Source organism: Mesorhizobium sp. M0621, assembly GCF_040320745.1.
In the GTDB taxonomy this organism is placed as follows: domain Bacteria; phylum Pseudomonadota; class Alphaproteobacteria; order Rhizobiales; family Rhizobiaceae; genus Mesorhizobium.
Window position 1 is genome coordinate 20546 of record NZ_JAMYQF010000012.1, and the last position, 15317, is coordinate 35862.

Here is a 15317-nt window from a genome sequence, read left to right on the forward strand (position 1 = left end):
AAAATGAAAAGACTGATTATTCCCGTTCTGGCCGGCGCGATGTCGCTGGCGGCTTTCCAGGCAATGGCCGCCGACAAGGTGACCTTGCAGCTGAAATGGGTCACGCAGGCTCAGTTTGCCGGCTACTATGTCGCCAAGGCCAAGGGTTTCTATGAGGCCGAGGGCCTCGACGTCGACATCAAGCCGGGCGGTCCGGATATTGCCCCCGAGCAGGTGATCGCCGGCGGCGGCGCCGACGTCATCGTCGACTGGATGGGCGGTGCATTGGCCGCCCGCGAGAAGGGCGTGCCGCTGGTCAACATCGCCCAGCCGTTCAGGAAGGCCGGCATGGAGCTGGTCTGCCCGAAGGACGGCCCGATCAAGACCGAAGCCGACTTCAAGGGCCACACGCTCGGCGTCTGGTTCTTCGGCAACGAATATCCGTTCTATGCCTGGATGAACAAGCTTGGCCTCAAGACCGATGGCGGTCCGGACGGTGTCACCGTCCTGAAGCAGAGCTTCGACGTGCAGCCGCTGATCCAGAAGCAGGCGGATTGCATCTCGGTCATGACCTACAACGAGTACTGGCAGCTGATCGATGCCGGCTACAAGCCGGAACAGCTGACCGTGTTCAACTACTCTGCGATGGGCAACGACCTGCTCGAAGACGGGCTTTATGCGTCGGAAGACAAGCTCAAGGATCCGGCCTTCGAGGACAAGATGGTGCGTTTCGTGCGCGCTTCGATGAAGGGCTGGAAATACGCCATCGACAACAATGACGAAGCAGCAGGCATCGTCATGGACGGCGGCGGCCAGGACGAAAACCACCAGAAACGGATGATGAGCGAAGTCGCCAAGCTGATCGACAATGCCGACGGCAAGCTCGATCCGGCAACCTACGAGCGCACCGCCAAGGCGCTGCTCGACCAGAAGATCATCACCAAGGAGCCGACCGGCGCCTACACCACCGCCATCACGGACAAGGCGGTCAAGTAAGCCTAGCTGGCAACATCTCGATCTCGAACGGCGCCTCTGGCAGAAGTGCTAGAGGCGCCGTTCCTTTATGGTGTTCATGACGAAGCTGGTCTCGATTGAGGCGACGCATTTCAATCGCGCGATCTTTTCCTTGATGAAGCGCTCGTACTGCTCGAGGCTTCCGGTCACCACCTTCAGCACATAGTCGCGCGAACCGGTGACGAGGTGGCATTCCAGCACCTCTTCCCAGCTGCGGATTGCGCCCTCGAACATGACGATCTCGTCCTCGTTCTGGCGGCTGAGCCGGATTGTGGCGATGGCGACCATGCTCCAGCCGAAGGCTGAGGGATCGACCAGCGTGGTGTAGCCCCTGATGACGCCGGTTTCCTCCAACCGCCGCACCCGCCGCAGGCAGGGCGAGGGCGACAGGCCGATCCGTTCGGCAAGCTCGTTGTTGGTGATGCGGGCGTCGGCCTGCAGCTCGCGCAGGATCTTGCGGTCGAAATCATCAGCTATCTTCTGCTGCACTTTCGGTCTCTCCAGGCAACTTGTTGCGGGAATGCAGCCATGCGAGCCGCAGAATAGCAAGGACTGGCGGATCGGGATCGCATAAATTGCCGCGACACTCCTCGAAAAAGGCAGGAAAGATCATGACCGCGCCACGCCCGTCGAAAACCCATATCGGTAACCACAAGCTCCATCCGGAAACGCTGATGCTGAGCTACGGCTTCGATCCGCAGCTTTCGGAGGGCGCGGTCAAGCCGCCGGTGTTCCTGACCTCGACCTTCGTCTTCAAGTCGGCGGAAGAGGGACGAGACTTCTTCGATTACACGTCCGGCCGCAAGGAGCCGCCGAGCGGCACGGCGTCGGGCCTGGTCTATTCGCGCTTCAACCATCCCAACAGCGAGATCGTCGAGGACCGGCTGGCGGTCTATGAGGGAACGGATGCCTGCATCCTGTTTTCGTCAGGCATGTCGGCGATCGCCACGACGCTGCTGGCCTATGTCCGTCCGGGCGATGTCATCCTGCATTCGCAGCCGCTCTATGGCGGCACCGAGACGCTTTTGACGCGCACGCTTTCCGGTTTCGGCATCGGCGCTGTCGGCTTCGCGGACGGCGTCGACAAGACGGCTGTGCGCGCCGCCGCCAAAGCTGCAGCCGCGAAGGGCCGCGTGTCGGTCATCCTGATCGAGACGCCGTCAAATCCGACCAACAGCCTGGTCGATATCGCGCTGATGCGGACAATCGCCGACGAGATCGGCGCGAGCCAAGGGTCGACGCCGATCGTCATCTGCGACAACACGCTGCTCGGCCCGGTATTCCAGCGGCCGATCGAACACGGCGCCGATGTCTCCGTCTATTCGCTGACCAAATATGTCGGCGGCCATTCCGACCTGATCGCGGGTGCGGCCATGGGCAGCAAGGCGGTCACCAAGCCGATCAAGGCGCTGCGCGGCGCGATCGGTACGCAGCTCGATCCGCATTCCTGCTGGATGCTCGGCCGCTCGCTGGAGACGCTGTCGATCCGAATGGAGCGGGCCAATGACAATGCGCGCCTGGTCGCCGAATTCCTGCGCGACCACGCCAAGGTCGAGAAGGTGCATTATCTGCCGTTCCTTGGCGAGGACACACCAGCGGGCCGCGTCTACAGGGCGCAATGCAGCGGCGCCGGCTCGACCTTCTCCTTTGATATCAAGGGCGGGGAGAAGGCTGCTTTCGCGTTTCTCAACGGGCTGCAGATCTTCAAGCTGGCGGTAAGCCTCGGCGGAACGGAATCGCTGGCCAGCCACCCCGCGGCCATGACCCATTCGGGCATTCCCTTCAACGTGCGCCAGCGCATCGGCGTGCTGGAGACCACGGTCAGGCTGTCGATCGGTGTCGAGCACCCGGACGATCTGATCGCCGACCTGACGCAGGCGCTGGCGGCGGTCTGATCGCCGTCATTCCACTGAAATCCGGGATGGGCAGGCATCAGGCTCGTCCGCCATCACATATGCGTGCACCAAGGATACTTTTGGCGGGCTGGCCGTTGTGCTGACGCATCCCTGCGCTGGGGAGCCGCAGCGTGTCATCCAACGGAGGTTTCTAAAAATGCGCATGCATTCCTTTTCGCCGATCGTTTCGGCACTCGCCGTCTCTGCTTCCATCTTCCTTGCCTCGCCCGCCTTGGCCGACATGGAAAAATTCAAGGCGACGCTCGACGGCGGCCAGCAAAACCCGCCCATCACCACGAAGGGCAAGGGCACGGCCACTCTCACGTTCGACACGGCCAAGAAGAAGCTCAGCTGGAACGTCAAATATTCAGGCCTCAGCGGACCAGCAACGGGCGCGCACATTCACGGCCCGGCGGCGATGGGTGCAAACGCCGACCCGGTCATCCCATTCAAAAAGCTCAAGAGCCCGATCAGGGGATCTGAAACGCTGACGGATGCCCAGGCGGCTGACTTGGAGGCAGGCAAATATTACGTCAACATCCATACATCAGCCAACCAGGACGGCGAAATCCGCGGCCAGATCGAAAAGGCGAAGTAGTACAGGTTGTTTCGAAAGAAGGGGCGGGCGACCGCCCCTTCTTTCTGAATCACGCCTTGTCGCGGATCTGGGTCATCGTGCGGGTCGGCGTGATCGCTTCGGGATCAAGCCTGATTTCGACGATCGCCGGCTTGCCGCTGGCGAGGGCACGCTCGAAGGCCGGGGCGAAATCGGTGGTCTTCTCGACCGTTTCGCCATGACCGCCATAGGCACGGGCAAGGGCCGCGAAGTCGGGATTCCTGAGATCCGTGGCCACCACGCGGCCGGGATATTCGCGCTCCTGGTGCATGCGGATGGTGCCGTAGATGCCGTTGTTGACGACGACGACGACGATCGGCAGGTCGTATTGCACGGCAGTAGCGAATTCCTGCCCGTTCATCAGGAAGCAGCCGTCGCCGGCAAAGGCAACCACGGTGCGGTCTGGAAACAGCTCTTTGGCGGCGACCGCGGCAGGCGTGCCATAGCCCATCGAGCCCGAGGTCGGCGCTGCCTGCGTGGCAAAGCGGCGGAAGCGGTGGAAGCGATGCACCCAGGTGGCGTAATTGCCGGCGCCGTTGGTCAGGATGGCGTCATCGGGCAACATCTTTTCCAGGTAGTTCATGATCGGTCCCATCTGGACGGAACCGGGGCCGCTTTCCGGCGGGGTCGACCAGTCGAGATAGGCGGCGTGCAGGCGTCCGGTTTCGCTGGCCCAGCTTGGCGACGCCGGCCCTTTTCTTCTGGCGAAAAACCGAACGAAGGCGGAAGGCGAGGCGTTGATCGCCAGTGTCGGCCGGTAGACGCGGCCGAGTTCGCCGGCGTCAGCATGGACATGGACCAGTGCCTGGTCTGGGTAGGGGCTTTTCAGCAGTGTGTAGTCGGACGACGGCATTTCGCCCATGCGGCCGCCGATGAGCAGCACGAGGTCGGCCTGCTTGATCGCTGTCGCCAGCTTCGGATTGATGCCGATGCCGACATCGCCGGCATAGTTCGGATGGAGATGGTCGAACAGCATCTGGCGGCGGAAGGAGCAGCCGACCGGCAGCGACCACGCTTCGGCTATGCGCGTGATTTCCTGAACAGCAACAAAATCCCAACGCGTGCCGCCCAGAATTGCTATCGGCCGTTTTGCGGCATTGAGCAGCGCGTCCAGCCGGTCGAGCTCGGCCTCACTGGGAGAGGTTTCGACGCGCGTGTAATGCAAGGCTTCGGGCGCCTCGACTAGACTTGTCAGCATGTCTTCCGGCAGCGAGATGACGACCGGGCCGGGACGGCCCGATGTCGCCACCGCGAAGGCGCGGGTGACGAATTCCGGGATGCGCGAGGCATCGTCGATCTCGACCACCCATTTGGCGATATCGCCAAAAAAGCGCTTATAGTCGACTTCCTGGAATGCTTCACGCTCCTTGGCGTGGCTGGCGACCTGGCCGATAAACAGGATGAGGGGAACCGAATCCTGCATGGCGATGTGGATGCCGGCCGAAGCGTTGGTGGCGCCAGGGCCGCGAGTGACGAAACAGATGCCGGGCTTGCCGGTCAGGCGGCCGTGGCAATCGGCCATCATGGCGGCACCGCCTTCCTGGCGGCAGACGATGGTGCGGATCGCCGAATCGTGCAGCGCGTCGAGCACCGCCAGATAGGATTCACCGGGCACGCAATAGATGCGGTCGGTGCCGTTGGCTTCGAGCGCGTCGACGATCAGTTGTCCGCCGGTCTTCATTGTCCAGACTTCTCCAGTTCGGCAAGGATTTCTTGCGTGTGTTCGCCCAGGCGCGGCGATGGGCGCTCATAGACCAGCGGCGTGCCTGACATCACCATCGGCGCACGCACTGAAGGCAGAAGATTGCCATGGCCGTCGTCGAGGTCGAGCCGCATGCCGCGCGCGATCGTCTGCGGGTCGGCGAACATCTGGCCGATCGTATTGATCGGGCTCGCCGGCACGCTTGCTGCCTCCAGCTTTGCCAGCAGCGGATCGCGATCAAAAACCTTCAGCGCCTCGATCATGTGCTCGCGCAGCTTGACCCGGTTGGCGACGCGGGCAGGGTTGGTGGCGAAGTCGGGATTTGCAGGCAAATCGTCCAGTCCGACAGCGGCGCAGAATTTGGCGAACTGGCCGTCATTGCCGACAGCCAGGATGATATGGCCGTCCCGGACCGGCACCACCTCGTAGGGGGCGATGTTCATATGTGCATTGCCCATCTGGACCGGCGATTTGCCGGAGACGAGATAGTTGAGGTTTTGGTTGCCGAGCGCCGAGATCTGGGTGTCGAAGAGCGCCATGTCGATGTGCTGGCCTTCGCCGGTCTGTTCGGCGTGGCGTAGTGCCGCCTGGATGGCGATGACCGAATAGAGGCCGGTGAAGATGTCCGAGATGGCAACGCCGGCTTTTTGCGGCTCACGGCCGACCTCGCCGGTGATCGACATCATGCCGGCCATGGCCTGGATGATGAAGTCGTAGCCGGCGCGTGGCGCATACGGGCCGTCCTGGCCGAAGCCGGTGATCGAGCAATAGATGAGGCGCGGGTTGATCTTGCGCAGGCTGTCATAGTCGAGGCCGTATTTCTTCAGGCCGCCGAGCTTGAAGTTCTCGATCAGCACGTCTGAAGTCGCGACCAACCGGCGCACCGTCTCGGCACCTTCCGGCGTCGAGAAATCGATGGCGATGGAGCGCTTGCCGCGATTGCAGGAATGGTAATAGGCGGCCGACAGGTTCTCGCCGTCCTTGCCCATGACGAAGGGCGGGCCCCATTTGCGGGTGTCGTCGCCGCCATCGGGGCTCTCGACCTTGATGACATCGGCGCCAAGATCGGCAAGCAATTGCCCGGCCCATGGCCCGGCAAGGATGCGGGCGAGTTCGACGACGCGGACGCCTTTCAGCGGGGGCTCAGCCATGGATCACCGTGGTTGCTGCAATCACCTTGATTGCTGCGAAAGCAGAGCCTCTATCAAGCCCTGCAACGGCTGTCACGGCTCTTGCGATGGGCCAATCCGTCACGCTTTCAGGGTACCGTCGGCCCAGGCGGCGAAATCGTCCATGATAATGTCGCGATTCACCTCGTTCAGGCTTTCGTGGCGGGTGTCGGCGTAAACCTTTGAAACCAGATTCGAAAAGCCCATCTTGCGCATGCGATTGGCAAGGTGGGTGATCCCTTTGCCGTGGTCCGAGGCAGGATCCTTTTCGCCGCCGACGATGCTGACGGGGAGATCGCGCCGGATGTCGGCAAAGCCGGCATCCTTGCCGCCGTTGAGCGCCATGCCGACGACGTCGCGCCACATCGACACCGAAGCATCCCAGCCGCACAAGGGATCGGCGATGTATTTCGCCACTTCCGCTTCATCGCGCGACAGCCAGTCGAACAGCGTGCGGTGGTTGGGCACCGCCTTGCCCCAGGCCTGGAAGGTGAGTTTCGGCAGCAGCCGCGACGGCACGTCAGAGCCGAGCCGCATCCGTTCCCAGGCAAGGATGCCGAGCGCCAGTTGGCCGAGCAGACCTTGAGAAAAATTGCCGTTCCAGATCGCGGCGGCATGAACGCGCGGCGAATGGCGCAGCAGGTAGTTCAGCGCCATGGACGCACCCATCGAATGACCAAACAGGATGACCGGCCGGTTCGGGCATTCGCTGGCGATGACATCGTGAATGGCATCGACGTCGGCGATCACCTTGGCCGGACCGTCCTTGCCGGCGAACCTGCCGAGTAGCGCGTCGGGGGCCTTGGTCGCACCGTGGCCACGATGATCATGGACATAGACGTGGAAGCCGCGCGCAGAGAGAAAATCGGCAAAGCGGTCATAGCGCGCGGCGTGCTCGGCCAGGCCGTGATTGATCTGGATGACCGCACGCGGCCGGCCATCGGCCTGCTTGACGTAAAGATTGAGATCGGCACCGGTCGGCGAGGCAACCACGCGCTGCTGGCTGAATGACATGCCGCCTGGTCTCCGCCCTTGCTCTATTGTTGTTGGCTTTGTTTGCGCTGGCCCCGGTTTTGCGTCAATCCGCCGTGCCTGCTTTTCCGCGACGATGTTTCTTGCGTTTGGCCAGCAAAATATCGCAATTCTGACATGGAGACAGCTTCAGTCTGTCGTCCACTTCTTCAGCCGGGGATTTTCCATGCGCATTGGTGTCGTTTTCGGATTGGCCGTATTGGCGGCGTCGCTGGCTGGTGTGGCGCGTGCCGACGTCAAGATGAGCGGCAGCTTCGTTGCCGACGCCGCCTGTCCGGCGACGCAAGCCATCAAGAATGGCAAGAATCCCGGTAATGTCTCGACCGACGCCGGGCAGAGCTACCAGCTGCTGGCCGGCAACAAGGATGCGCCGACGCATTACCTCATCCTGGTGCCGGGCGCCGATCCGGAGCGCCGCTGGGTGAAGGTCAGCTGCGGCCATATCTCCGGCAGCAGCGCCGCGACCGTGCCGGCAGCACCTGGCGGGCAAGCCAAGCCGGCGGCGTCGGGAAAACCCGAATACGTCTTCGCGCTGAGCTGGCAGCCGGCCTTCTGCGAGACCAAGTCGAGCAAGACCGAATGCAAGGCGCAGAGTTCCGGTGATTTCGACGCGACGCATTTCACCTTGCACGGGCTGTGGCCGCAGCCGAACGGCAATTTCTATTGCCAGGCGACTGCGAGCGACAAGGCCAACGACAATCCGGCTCACTGGAAGGACCTGCCGCCGGTCAATTTGGACGCCAGCACCCGCACGGAACTCGACCAGGTGATGCCGGGGACAGCTTCGAAGCTCGAACGGCATGAATGGATCAAGCACGGCACCTGCTACGGCAAGAGCCAGCAGGACTATTTTTCCGACGCGCTAAACCTGATGCGCGCGGTGAACAGCTCGCCGGTGCGCGATCTCTTTGCCAAGAACATCGGCGGAAAGCTGACGGCGGACCAGATCCGTGGCGCTTTCGATACTGCCTTCGGGGCGGGAGCAGGGGACCGCGTGCGCGTTTCCTGCGTCATCGATCCGTCGAGCGGCCGGCGGCTGATCGGCGAACTGACGCTTGGCCTTGCCGGCCCGATCGGACCCAACAGCTCGCTCAAGGATCTGTTGCTGGCTTCGGTGCCGACCAACAAGGCCGGTTGCCCGACCGGCACCGTCGACGCGATCGGGTTCCAGTAAGGACGCGGCGGGTCGAGCCCGGCGAGACCATGCCGAACGGCAAGGCGACGTAAAAGACGCTGGCGAGATAGATCTCAAGGACGCAGGACCGACGGAAAACGTTCCGGTTCGGCGGACACTTCCGCGTGTGACCGGCCAGATATGGCAAAAGCGATTGCCGTTCGCCGCCGCATCGCCTACATAGCGGCCAACCTCCACCCAATTCGACAAATCCAGTCAGTTTTCTGGGCCAGTCAGTTTTTTTAGGGAAAGCGCGCGTGGCACGCCAGTTCATCTATCACATGGCCGGCCTCAACAAGGCCTATGGCACCAAGAAGGTGCTTGAGAATGTCCATCTCTCTTTCTATCCGGACGCCAAGATCGGCATCCTCGGCCCTAACGGGTCGGGCAAGTCGACGATCCTCAAGATCATGGCCGGGCTCGACAAGGAGTGGAACGGCGAGGCCTGGCTGGCTGAAGGCGCCACTGTCGGCTACCTGGCACAGGAGCCGGCGCTCGATCCGGACAAGACCGTGTTCGAAAACATCATGGAAGGCGTCGCCGCCAAGACCGCTATCATCGAGCGCTACAACGAATTGATGATGAACTATTCCGACGAGACGGCCGACGAGTCGGCCAAGCTCCAGGACGAGATGGACCGGCTCAACCTGTGGGATCTCGAACAGCAGGTCGAGATGGCGATGGAAGCGCTGGGCTGCCCGCCCAAGGATTCGGAAGTCACCAAGCTTTCGGGCGGCGAGCGCCGCCGCGTGGCACTTTGCCAGCTCTTGCTGCGCCAGCCCGACCTTTTGCTGCTCGACGAACCGACCAACCATCTCGACGCTGAAACCACGGCGTGGCTGGAAAAGCATCTGCGGGCCTATCCGGGCGCCGTGATGATCATCACCCACGATCGTTACTTCCTCGACAATGTCACCGGCTGGATCCTCGAACTCGACCGCGGCCGCGGCATTCCCTATGAGGGCAATTACACCAAATATCTCGAAGCCAAAGCCAAGCGCCTCAAGCAGGAAGGCCGCGAGGACGACGCCCGCCAGCGCGCCATCGGCCGCGAGCGCGAATGGATCCAGTCGAGCCCGAAGGCCCGCCAGACCAAATCCAAGGCGCGTATCCAGGCGTTCCAGGACCTTTTGGATGCGGCAGACAAGCGGCGTCCGAGCGATACGCAGATCGTCATTCCGCATGGCGAGCGGCTCGGCAATGTGGTGATCGAGGCGGAAGGCCTGTCGAAGGGCTTTGGCGACACGCTGCTAATCGACGGCCTGGAATTCAAGCTGCCGCCCGGCGGCATCGTCGGCGTCATCGGCCCGAACGGCGCCGGCAAGACGACGCTGTTCCGCATGATCACCGGCCAGGAAAAGCCGGATGCCGGCTCCGTCCGCGTCGGCGAGACGGTCAAGCTCGGCTATGTCGATCAGAGCCGCGATGCGCTCGATCCGTCAAAGACGGTGTGGGAAGAGATTTCCGGCGGCGCCGAAGTGGTCAAGCTCGGCAAGTTCGAGGCCAACACGCGTGCCTATTGCGCCTCGTTCAATTTCCGTGGCGGCGACCAGCAGCAGAAGGTCGGCAATCTCTCCGGCGGCCAGCGCAACCGCGTGCATCTGGCCAAGATGCTGAAGACTGGCGGCAACGTGCTGCTGCTCGACGAACCGACCAACGATCTCGATACGGAAACGCTTGCCGCACTCGAAGACGCGTTGGAAAACTTCGGTGGTTGCGCGGTCATCATCTCGCACGATCGTATGTTCCTCGACCGCTTGGCGACGCATATCCTCGCCTTCGAGGGCGACAGCCATGTCGAATGGTTCGAGGGCAATTTCGAGGATTACGAACAGGACAAGATCCGCCGCCTCGGCCCCGATGCCGTCAATCCGCACCGTATGACCTACAAGAGGCTGACGCGGTAGAGGGATTTCCGGGCGGCGATCTCAAACGAGCGTGGGAGCTCACATGGCTGATTGGTCCGCCGCTCAGTACCTGAAATTCGAGGATGAGCGCACGCGTCCAGCGCGTGATCTTGTCGCACAAGTACCGGTCGACTTCCCGCGCCGGGTCGTCGACATCGGCTGCGGGCCGGGCAACTCGACCGAACTGCTTGTCGGGCGCTGGCCGAACGCTGAGGTGAGCGGCTTCGACACCTCAGCCGATATGATCGAGAAGGCGAGGACACGCCTGCCCGAGGTCACCTTTGACCTGGCCGATGCATCGAAGTGGCAGCCGGCTGAGCCGGTCGACGTGATCTTCGCCAATGCGGTGTTCCAGTGGCTGCCCGAGCATCCCAAGGTCTTCCAGCGGCTGATGGGCTTCCTGGCGCCAGGCGGCGCGCTCGCCGTTCAGATGCCCGATAATATGGGCGAAGACTCCCACCGCCTGATGCGGGAGACCGCCGCCGAAATGCCGTTTGCCGAAAAGATGAAGGGCGCGGCGCGCGGGCCGTTGCCGCTGGTGTCGTTCTACTATGACCTCCTGTCGCCGCTCAGCGATCGGCTGGACATCTGGCACACCATCTACAACCACCCGCTTGCCGATGCCGAAGCGATCGTCGAATGGGTGAAATCGACGGGCCTGAAGCCCTTTGTCGATCCACTCGATGCAAACGAGAAGGCGCTGTTCCTCGACAGCTACACGACCAAGATCGCCAAGGCCTATCCGAAGACGGCAAACGGCAAGGTGCTCTTGCGCTTTCCTCGCATCTTCATCGTCGCCAAGCGGGCCTGATTATCCACGTTGCACGATGCCCATTGCCGCCGCTTGACCCGGTTTCGCCGCCATGCGCATTTCATCACCTTGGGATCACAATGCCCGTATGGCAGGGGTGGGCCCGTGTGGCAGGGGTGGGCTCGCGTGGCAGGGGGTGAATGATGACACTGAACAAGATGCTTTTCGGCGGCGGCGTGTGCGCGGCGGCACTTCTGGCGTTCTCGATCTCGGCGGAGGCCAAGCGAGCGCGCTGCTTCACCAGCGATGACGGCTATTTTCCGTGCAGCTATCGCGCGATCGATGATACCGGCAGTTTCCGCATCTCGGCGCCGGGCTATCCGACCTATGTCCTGGAGATCGACGGGCCAGGCTTTGCCTATGGCTATGTCAATCTCGGCCGCCGCAATGTGCCGCTGCCGGGGCAGTTCGTGCGCAGCCGCGACGACGGTGCCTGCTGGAACAACCCGCAGACCAACACCAAGCTCTGCGCCTGGTGAAACCAGGTTTAAGTCGGCCTAAACCTTTGGTTTAAGTCGGCGTAAACCGCCTCGGTGAGAAAACTGTTGCGCCGGAGCATTCCGGCGCCCACATGAAGCCCGCAACGCCTGCGGATGGGACGGACTGGATATATGCATCGCGTCATCATCAGCGGCATCGGCGTAGAAATCCCTGAAGCCAAGATCACCAATGAAGAGCTGGTTGCCAGCTTCAATGCCTGGGTCGACACGGAGAATGCGCGCCGCCTGGGCACCGACGAGCCGCCGCTGTCGAAATCGGACAGCGACTTCATCGTCCACGCCTCAGGCGTGCGCACCCGTCATGTGATCGAGCGCGAAGGCATTCTCGATCCGACCCGCATGGCGCCGCGCATTCCGGCACGGCCCGACGATGCGTTGTCGCTCGAAGCCGAGTTCGGCATTGCCTCGGCCAAAAAAGCTCTCGACCATGCCGGGTTGAAGCCGTCGGATATCGATCTGGTTATCTGTTCGGCCTCGCATCACCAGCGGCCCTATCCGGCGATCGCCATCGAAATGCAGGAGGCGCTGGGGACCAAGGGCGCCGGCTTCGACATGGGGCTTGGCTGCTCTTCGGCTGCCGCCGCCCTGCACATTGCCGTCAATCTTGTGCGGTCGGGCGCGCACAAGCGCATTCTGGTGACGACGCCGGAGATCATTACCGGTCATCTCAATTTCCGCGACCGGCAGACACATTTCATCTTCGGCGACGCTTCGGTGTCGATGGTGGTCGAGGGGCTGGCGCAGGGCGACAAGCGGCCGGGACGTTTCGAGGTGCTCGACACGCGCATCTGGACGCAGATGTCCAACAACATCCGCACCAATCTGGGCTACCATACCCGCACCGCCCAGGATGATCCCTACATGATCAATCTGGAAGGCAATCTGATCAAGCAGGTCGGCAACAAGGTGTTCAAGGAAGTCACCGTCGCCGGGCAGAAATTCATCGTCGAATTCCTCGCCGAGCACGGGCTGACGCCGCAGGCGATCCGGCGCTTCTGGCTGCATCAGGCCAATGCGCGCATGAATGCGATGATCCTGAAACTGTCATTCGGCCATGAGGTCGATCATGACCGCGCGCCGATGGTACTGGAACGGCTGGGCAATACGGCGGGCGCCGGCGCCATCGTTGCACTTTCGGAGAACCACGCCGACATGAAACCCGGCGATTTCGGCCTGATCTGCGCCTTCGGCGCGGGCTATTCGATAGGCGGCGCGCTGCTCAGAATGCTTTGAACCAGACGCGTCGGGCTGGTGCAAACGGCACCAGCATCGGCATCCGCCTGGCATAGTCGTCATAAGCGGTTCCAAGTTCGCCACGCAGGAATCGCTCCTCCAGCCTTGCTTTCATAACGATGCCGATGGTCAGCAGGACGGCGCCGGCAATGCCCCAGGCGGTGCCTTTCGCCGCCATGGTGGCGAGGATCGCCAGAAGCAGGCCGGTGTAGATCGGGTGGCGGACGAGCCCGTACGGGCCGGTGTCGACGACACGATGCTCGGCCTTGGCGGTTACCGTGCCCGACCAGAGGCGGCCGAGATGCAGGCGGGCCCACCAGGCGAATGCCAGACCGATCGCGATCAGAACAACGCAGATCCACGCCTCAATGGGGTTCGGAATCCAAAGCCGAAGCCGGCCTTCATAGCCGTGCGCAGGGATGAACAACAGCGTCGCCCCGAACACCGTCACGACCCGATATCGCAACTCGGCCTGCAAGCCGGCGCGCCTTTGCGCCGGATCGGCCCAGAAGGCAGCTGCGAGCCAGGACACCAGCCAGATCAGCCAGAGCGCGGCGATTGCAGGAGCGGGATGCATGACAAGGTTCCTTGGTCTGGAGGCCACCATGGAACCGGTGCAAAGCGCCGGCAATGCGGCGCAGGCCAAGTTTCTGGTCAGAAGATCGTGATCCGGGCCTCATTCGTCGGAGAACATCCATTGCACGCCGAAGGCGTCGATCAGCATGCCGAAGCTGGTTCCCCAATATTGCCGCGCCAGGGGCACGGTGATCCGGCCGCCCGAACTCATTCGGCCGAAAAGCTCCTGCATGGCGGCCAGGTTGTCGAACTCCAGCATCATGGCGGAGCCCTTCATCGGCTCCGCATCGTCATTGTCCGAGGCGTGGAACAGGACGCCCGGACCTTCGAAGCGTGCATGCAGGATCTTTCCGCGCATAGCTTTGGTTCGCACCGGCATGTTGTTGTCGCCCCAGCGCAGCAGGATCGTCCGCCGGCCAAGGCCGCACTGCTCGTAGAAGGCCAGTGCCGGCTCGCAATTAGTGGTGAAGAACAGCGAAGGGGAGAGCCGCATCGGTTTGCCCTTTGCCGGATCAGTACGCGGCGGCGGTGGCGGCTGTGATAAGCGCCTCGCCCGTATATTGCCTGTCACCGATCCCCCAGCCGCCGTCGGGTGCGTTGACGATGTTGATCCAGGTGTTTTCGGGCCGGTGGTTTGGCTCGCAAAGCTCGGCGACGATCCCGGCGGCTGCGGTGATGAAGCTATTTCGGGCTTCGATCGAAGCAAGACCGATGTTGGGTAGCTTCAGCTCGACCATCACGACCGGCCGATTGGCGCCGCCGGCATAGATGCGATGAAGCGGCAGGACATGGACCGTGCCGCCGACGATCGCGGTGAAGAACGAATTGCCGGTGGCGCCCGAGGCTTCGATGAGGGCGGCGCTGAGGCGCGGCAGGATCTCGCGCTCTCCCGCAGGGGTCAGTACGCCTTCGGGCGCGGTCACGGTGATTGGCATTTGGCTCTCCTCTTTCCTCTTTGCTGGTTTCCATGGGCCTTCCGGCTGACATGTCTTCCGGCTTGCGATGTTTCGTATCGATTGGTACGTTACATGAGGAAGATGAGTCAATGGGTTTCGTATCGATCACTATGGATAATTTGGAGAAGCCCCGTGGCGGCCGGCCGCGCGCATTCGATCCCGACCGGGCGCTGGATGCGGCGATGCATCTGTTCTGGGAGCATGGCTATGAGGCGACGTCGCTGGCCATGCTGCGCGAGGCTATGGGGCTGACGCCGCCGCAGATCTACAACGCCTTCACGGACAAGGAGACCTTGTTCCGCAAAGCGCTGACGCGCTATCACGAAACCGAGATTGGGTTTGCGCTGGAAGCGCTGAGTGCGCCGGTATCGACGCGGGAGGCGATCCGGCGATTGCTGCTCGGCGCGGCGCAGGCGTATTCCAGGCCCGGCAAGCCCGGTGGCTGCCTGTTCGTCAGCGGCGCGCTGGCAGCCTCGCCGCAGGCGCAGTCCATTGCCGATGAGCTCAAGACCTATCGCAAGGCGAGTGAAGCAGCGATCGCAGAACGCCTGGCCAGGGGCAAGGCAGTGGGCGACCTCCCGGAAAACCTCTCGGTCGAGGGGTTGGCCAAATACCTGGCTGGCGTCATGAATGGCATGTCGATCCAGGCGCGGGACGGCGCTTCGGTCGAAGAGTTGCGCGTTTTGGCCCAAACCGCTCTTGCGGCCTTGCCGGCCGAAGGGCAAAACCAAGCGGCATCATCCAAGGAATGAA

Annotated in this window: 16 protein-coding genes; 9 read left to right on the forward strand and 7 right to left on the reverse strand. The window is 62.5% G+C overall.

Features of this window, described 5'->3' with window-relative positions; genetic code table 11:
• The first annotated feature begins 3 nt into the window (after positions 1–3).
• Positions 4–975, forward strand: a complete 972-nt coding sequence (locus NKI38_RS11130) for an ABC transporter substrate-binding protein (RefSeq protein ID WP_352657361.1) — start codon at positions 4–6, stop codon at positions 973–975.
• 48 nt (positions 976–1023) lie between these two features.
• Here NKI38_RS11130 and NKI38_RS11135 read toward each other — a convergent pair whose 3' ends face one another.
• Entirely contained in the window at positions 1024–1482 is a 459-nt protein-coding gene (locus tag NKI38_RS11135; RefSeq protein WP_352657363.1) for an Lrp/AsnC family transcriptional regulator, read from the reverse strand.
• Between the two features lie 122 nt (positions 1483–1604).
• On the opposite strand from NKI38_RS11135, the gene NKI38_RS11140 reads away from it, so the two are divergent.
• Both NKI38_RS11140 and NKI38_RS11145 read left to right on the forward strand, forming a co-directional pair.
• A complete protein-coding gene (locus NKI38_RS11140) occupies positions 1605–2888 on the forward strand; it encodes a cystathionine gamma-synthase family protein (RefSeq protein WP_352657366.1) in 1284 nt (427 codons plus the stop codon).
• Between the two features lie 157 nt (positions 2889–3045).
• Entirely contained in the window at positions 3046–3486 is a 441-nt protein-coding gene (locus tag NKI38_RS11145) for a CHRD domain-containing protein (RefSeq protein ID WP_352657369.1), read from the forward strand.
• 49 nt (positions 3487–3535) lie between these two features.
• Here the strand turns inward: NKI38_RS11145 and NKI38_RS11150 are convergent, their stop codons facing one another.
• The 3 genes from NKI38_RS11150 to NKI38_RS11160 form a co-directional block, all read right to left on the reverse strand.
• Entirely contained in the window at positions 3536–5185 is a 1650-nt protein-coding gene (locus NKI38_RS11150) for a thiamine pyrophosphate-binding protein (protein ID WP_352657372.1), read from the reverse strand.
• Entirely contained in the window at positions 5182–6357 is a 1176-nt protein-coding gene (locus NKI38_RS11155) for a CaiB/BaiF CoA transferase family protein (protein ID WP_352657374.1), read from the reverse strand. Before NKI38_RS11155 ends, NKI38_RS11150 begins: the two co-directional genes overlap by 4 nt.
• Positions 6358–6456: 99 nt before the next feature.
• Positions 6457–7389: an alpha/beta fold hydrolase gene (locus NKI38_RS11160; RefSeq protein ID WP_352657376.1), complete on the reverse strand. Its 933-nt coding sequence runs from the start codon at positions 7387–7389 to the stop codon at positions 6457–6459.
• 184 nt (positions 7390–7573) lie between these two features.
• Here NKI38_RS11160 and NKI38_RS11165 point away from each other — a divergent pair, with 184 nt between their 5' ends.
• From NKI38_RS11165 to NKI38_RS11185, 5 genes are all read left to right on the forward strand, one after another.
• Positions 7574–8581: a ribonuclease T2 family protein gene (locus NKI38_RS11165; RefSeq protein ID WP_352657378.1), complete on the forward strand. Its 1008-nt coding sequence runs from the start codon at positions 7574–7576 to the stop codon at positions 8579–8581.
• A 257-nt stretch (positions 8582–8838) separates the two neighbouring features.
• Positions 8839–10488, forward strand: a complete 1650-nt coding sequence (gene ettA, locus NKI38_RS11170; RefSeq protein ID WP_013530923.1) for an energy-dependent translational throttle protein EttA — start codon at positions 8839–8841, stop codon at positions 10486–10488.
• A gap of 43 nt (positions 10489–10531) precedes the next feature.
• Complete coding sequence (gene tam / locus NKI38_RS11175; RefSeq protein ID WP_352657380.1) at positions 10532–11299, forward strand: trans-aconitate 2-methyltransferase; 768 nt, start codon at positions 10532–10534, stop codon at positions 11297–11299.
• A gap of 140 nt (positions 11300–11439) precedes the next feature.
• The gene (locus NKI38_RS11180; RefSeq protein ID WP_352631611.1) at positions 11440–11778 is read left to right on the forward strand and encodes a hypothetical protein; all 339 of its coding nucleotides are present in this window, start codon (positions 11440–11442) and stop codon (positions 11776–11778) included.
• Between the two features lie 132 nt (positions 11779–11910).
• The gene (locus tag NKI38_RS11185; protein WP_352657383.1) at positions 11911–13032 is read left to right on the forward strand and encodes a beta-ketoacyl-ACP synthase III; all 1122 of its coding nucleotides are present in this window, start codon (positions 11911–11913) and stop codon (positions 13030–13032) included.
• Here the strand turns inward: NKI38_RS11185 and NKI38_RS11190 are convergent.
• The 3 genes from NKI38_RS11190 to NKI38_RS11200 form a co-directional block, all read right to left on the reverse strand.
• On the reverse strand, positions 13019–13609 hold the full coding sequence (locus tag NKI38_RS11190; RefSeq protein WP_352657386.1) for a methyltransferase family protein: 591 nt from the start codon (positions 13607–13609) through the stop codon (positions 13019–13021). The genes NKI38_RS11185 and NKI38_RS11190 overlap by 14 nt on opposite strands.
• 99 nt (positions 13610–13708) lie before the next feature.
• Complete coding sequence (locus NKI38_RS11195) at positions 13709–14101, reverse strand: VOC family protein (RefSeq protein WP_352657388.1); 393 nt, start codon at positions 14099–14101, stop codon at positions 13709–13711.
• A gap of 19 nt (positions 14102–14120) precedes the next feature.
• A complete protein-coding gene (locus tag NKI38_RS11200) occupies positions 14121–14543 on the reverse strand; it encodes a tautomerase family protein (protein WP_352657391.1) in 423 nt (140 codons plus the stop codon).
• Between the two features lie 110 nt (positions 14544–14653).
• Between NKI38_RS11200 and NKI38_RS11205 the strand changes: the two genes are divergently transcribed.
• Positions 14654–15316: a TetR/AcrR family transcriptional regulator gene (locus NKI38_RS11205; RefSeq protein ID WP_352657393.1), complete on the forward strand. Its 663-nt coding sequence runs from the start codon at positions 14654–14656 to the stop codon at positions 15314–15316.
• Position 15317 lies beyond the last annotated feature (1 nt).

Bases quoted from the DNA above. Each gene is read 5' to 3' on its own strand.
- NKI38_RS11130 (WP_352657361.1), top strand. From the start codon at position 4: ATGAAAAGACTGATTATTCCCGTTCTGGCCGGCGCGATGTCGCTGGCG.
- NKI38_RS11140 (WP_352657366.1), top strand. From the start codon at position 1,605: ATGACCGCGCCACGCCCGTCGAAAACCCATATCGGTAACCACAAGCTC.
- NKI38_RS11145 (WP_352657369.1), top strand. From the start codon at position 3,046: ATGCGCATGCATTCCTTTTCGCCGATCGTTTCGGCACTCGCCGTCTCT.
- NKI38_RS11150 (WP_352657372.1), bottom strand. From the start codon at position 5,185: ATGAAGACCGGCGGACAACTGATCGTCGACGCGCTCGAAGCCAACGGC.
- NKI38_RS11155 (WP_352657374.1), bottom strand. From the start codon at position 6,357: ATGGCTGAGCCCCCGCTGAAAGGCGTCCGCGTCGTCGAACTCGCCCGC.
- NKI38_RS11160 (WP_352657376.1), bottom strand. From the start codon at position 7,389: ATGTCATTCAGCCAGCAGCGCGTGGTTGCCTCGCCGACCGGTGCCGAT.
- NKI38_RS11165 (WP_352657378.1), top strand. From the start codon at position 7,574: ATGCGCATTGGTGTCGTTTTCGGATTGGCCGTATTGGCGGCGTCGCTG.
- tam (WP_352657380.1), top strand. From the start codon at position 10,532: ATGGCTGATTGGTCCGCCGCTCAGTACCTGAAATTCGAGGATGAGCGC.
- NKI38_RS11180 (WP_352631611.1), top strand. From the start codon at position 11,440: ATGATGACACTGAACAAGATGCTTTTCGGCGGCGGCGTGTGCGCGGCG.
- NKI38_RS11185 (WP_352657383.1), top strand. From the start codon at position 11,911: ATGCATCGCGTCATCATCAGCGGCATCGGCGTAGAAATCCCTGAAGCC.
- NKI38_RS11190 (WP_352657386.1), bottom strand. From the start codon at position 13,609: ATGCATCCCGCTCCTGCAATCGCCGCGCTCTGGCTGATCTGGCTGGTG.
- NKI38_RS11195 (WP_352657388.1), bottom strand. From the start codon at position 14,101: ATGCGGCTCTCCCCTTCGCTGTTCTTCACCACTAATTGCGAGCCGGCA.
- NKI38_RS11200 (WP_352657391.1), bottom strand. From the start codon at position 14,543: ATGCCAATCACCGTGACCGCGCCCGAAGGCGTACTGACCCCTGCGGGA.
- NKI38_RS11205 (WP_352657393.1), top strand. From the start codon at position 14,654: ATGGGTTTCGTATCGATCACTATGGATAATTTGGAGAAGCCCCGTGGC.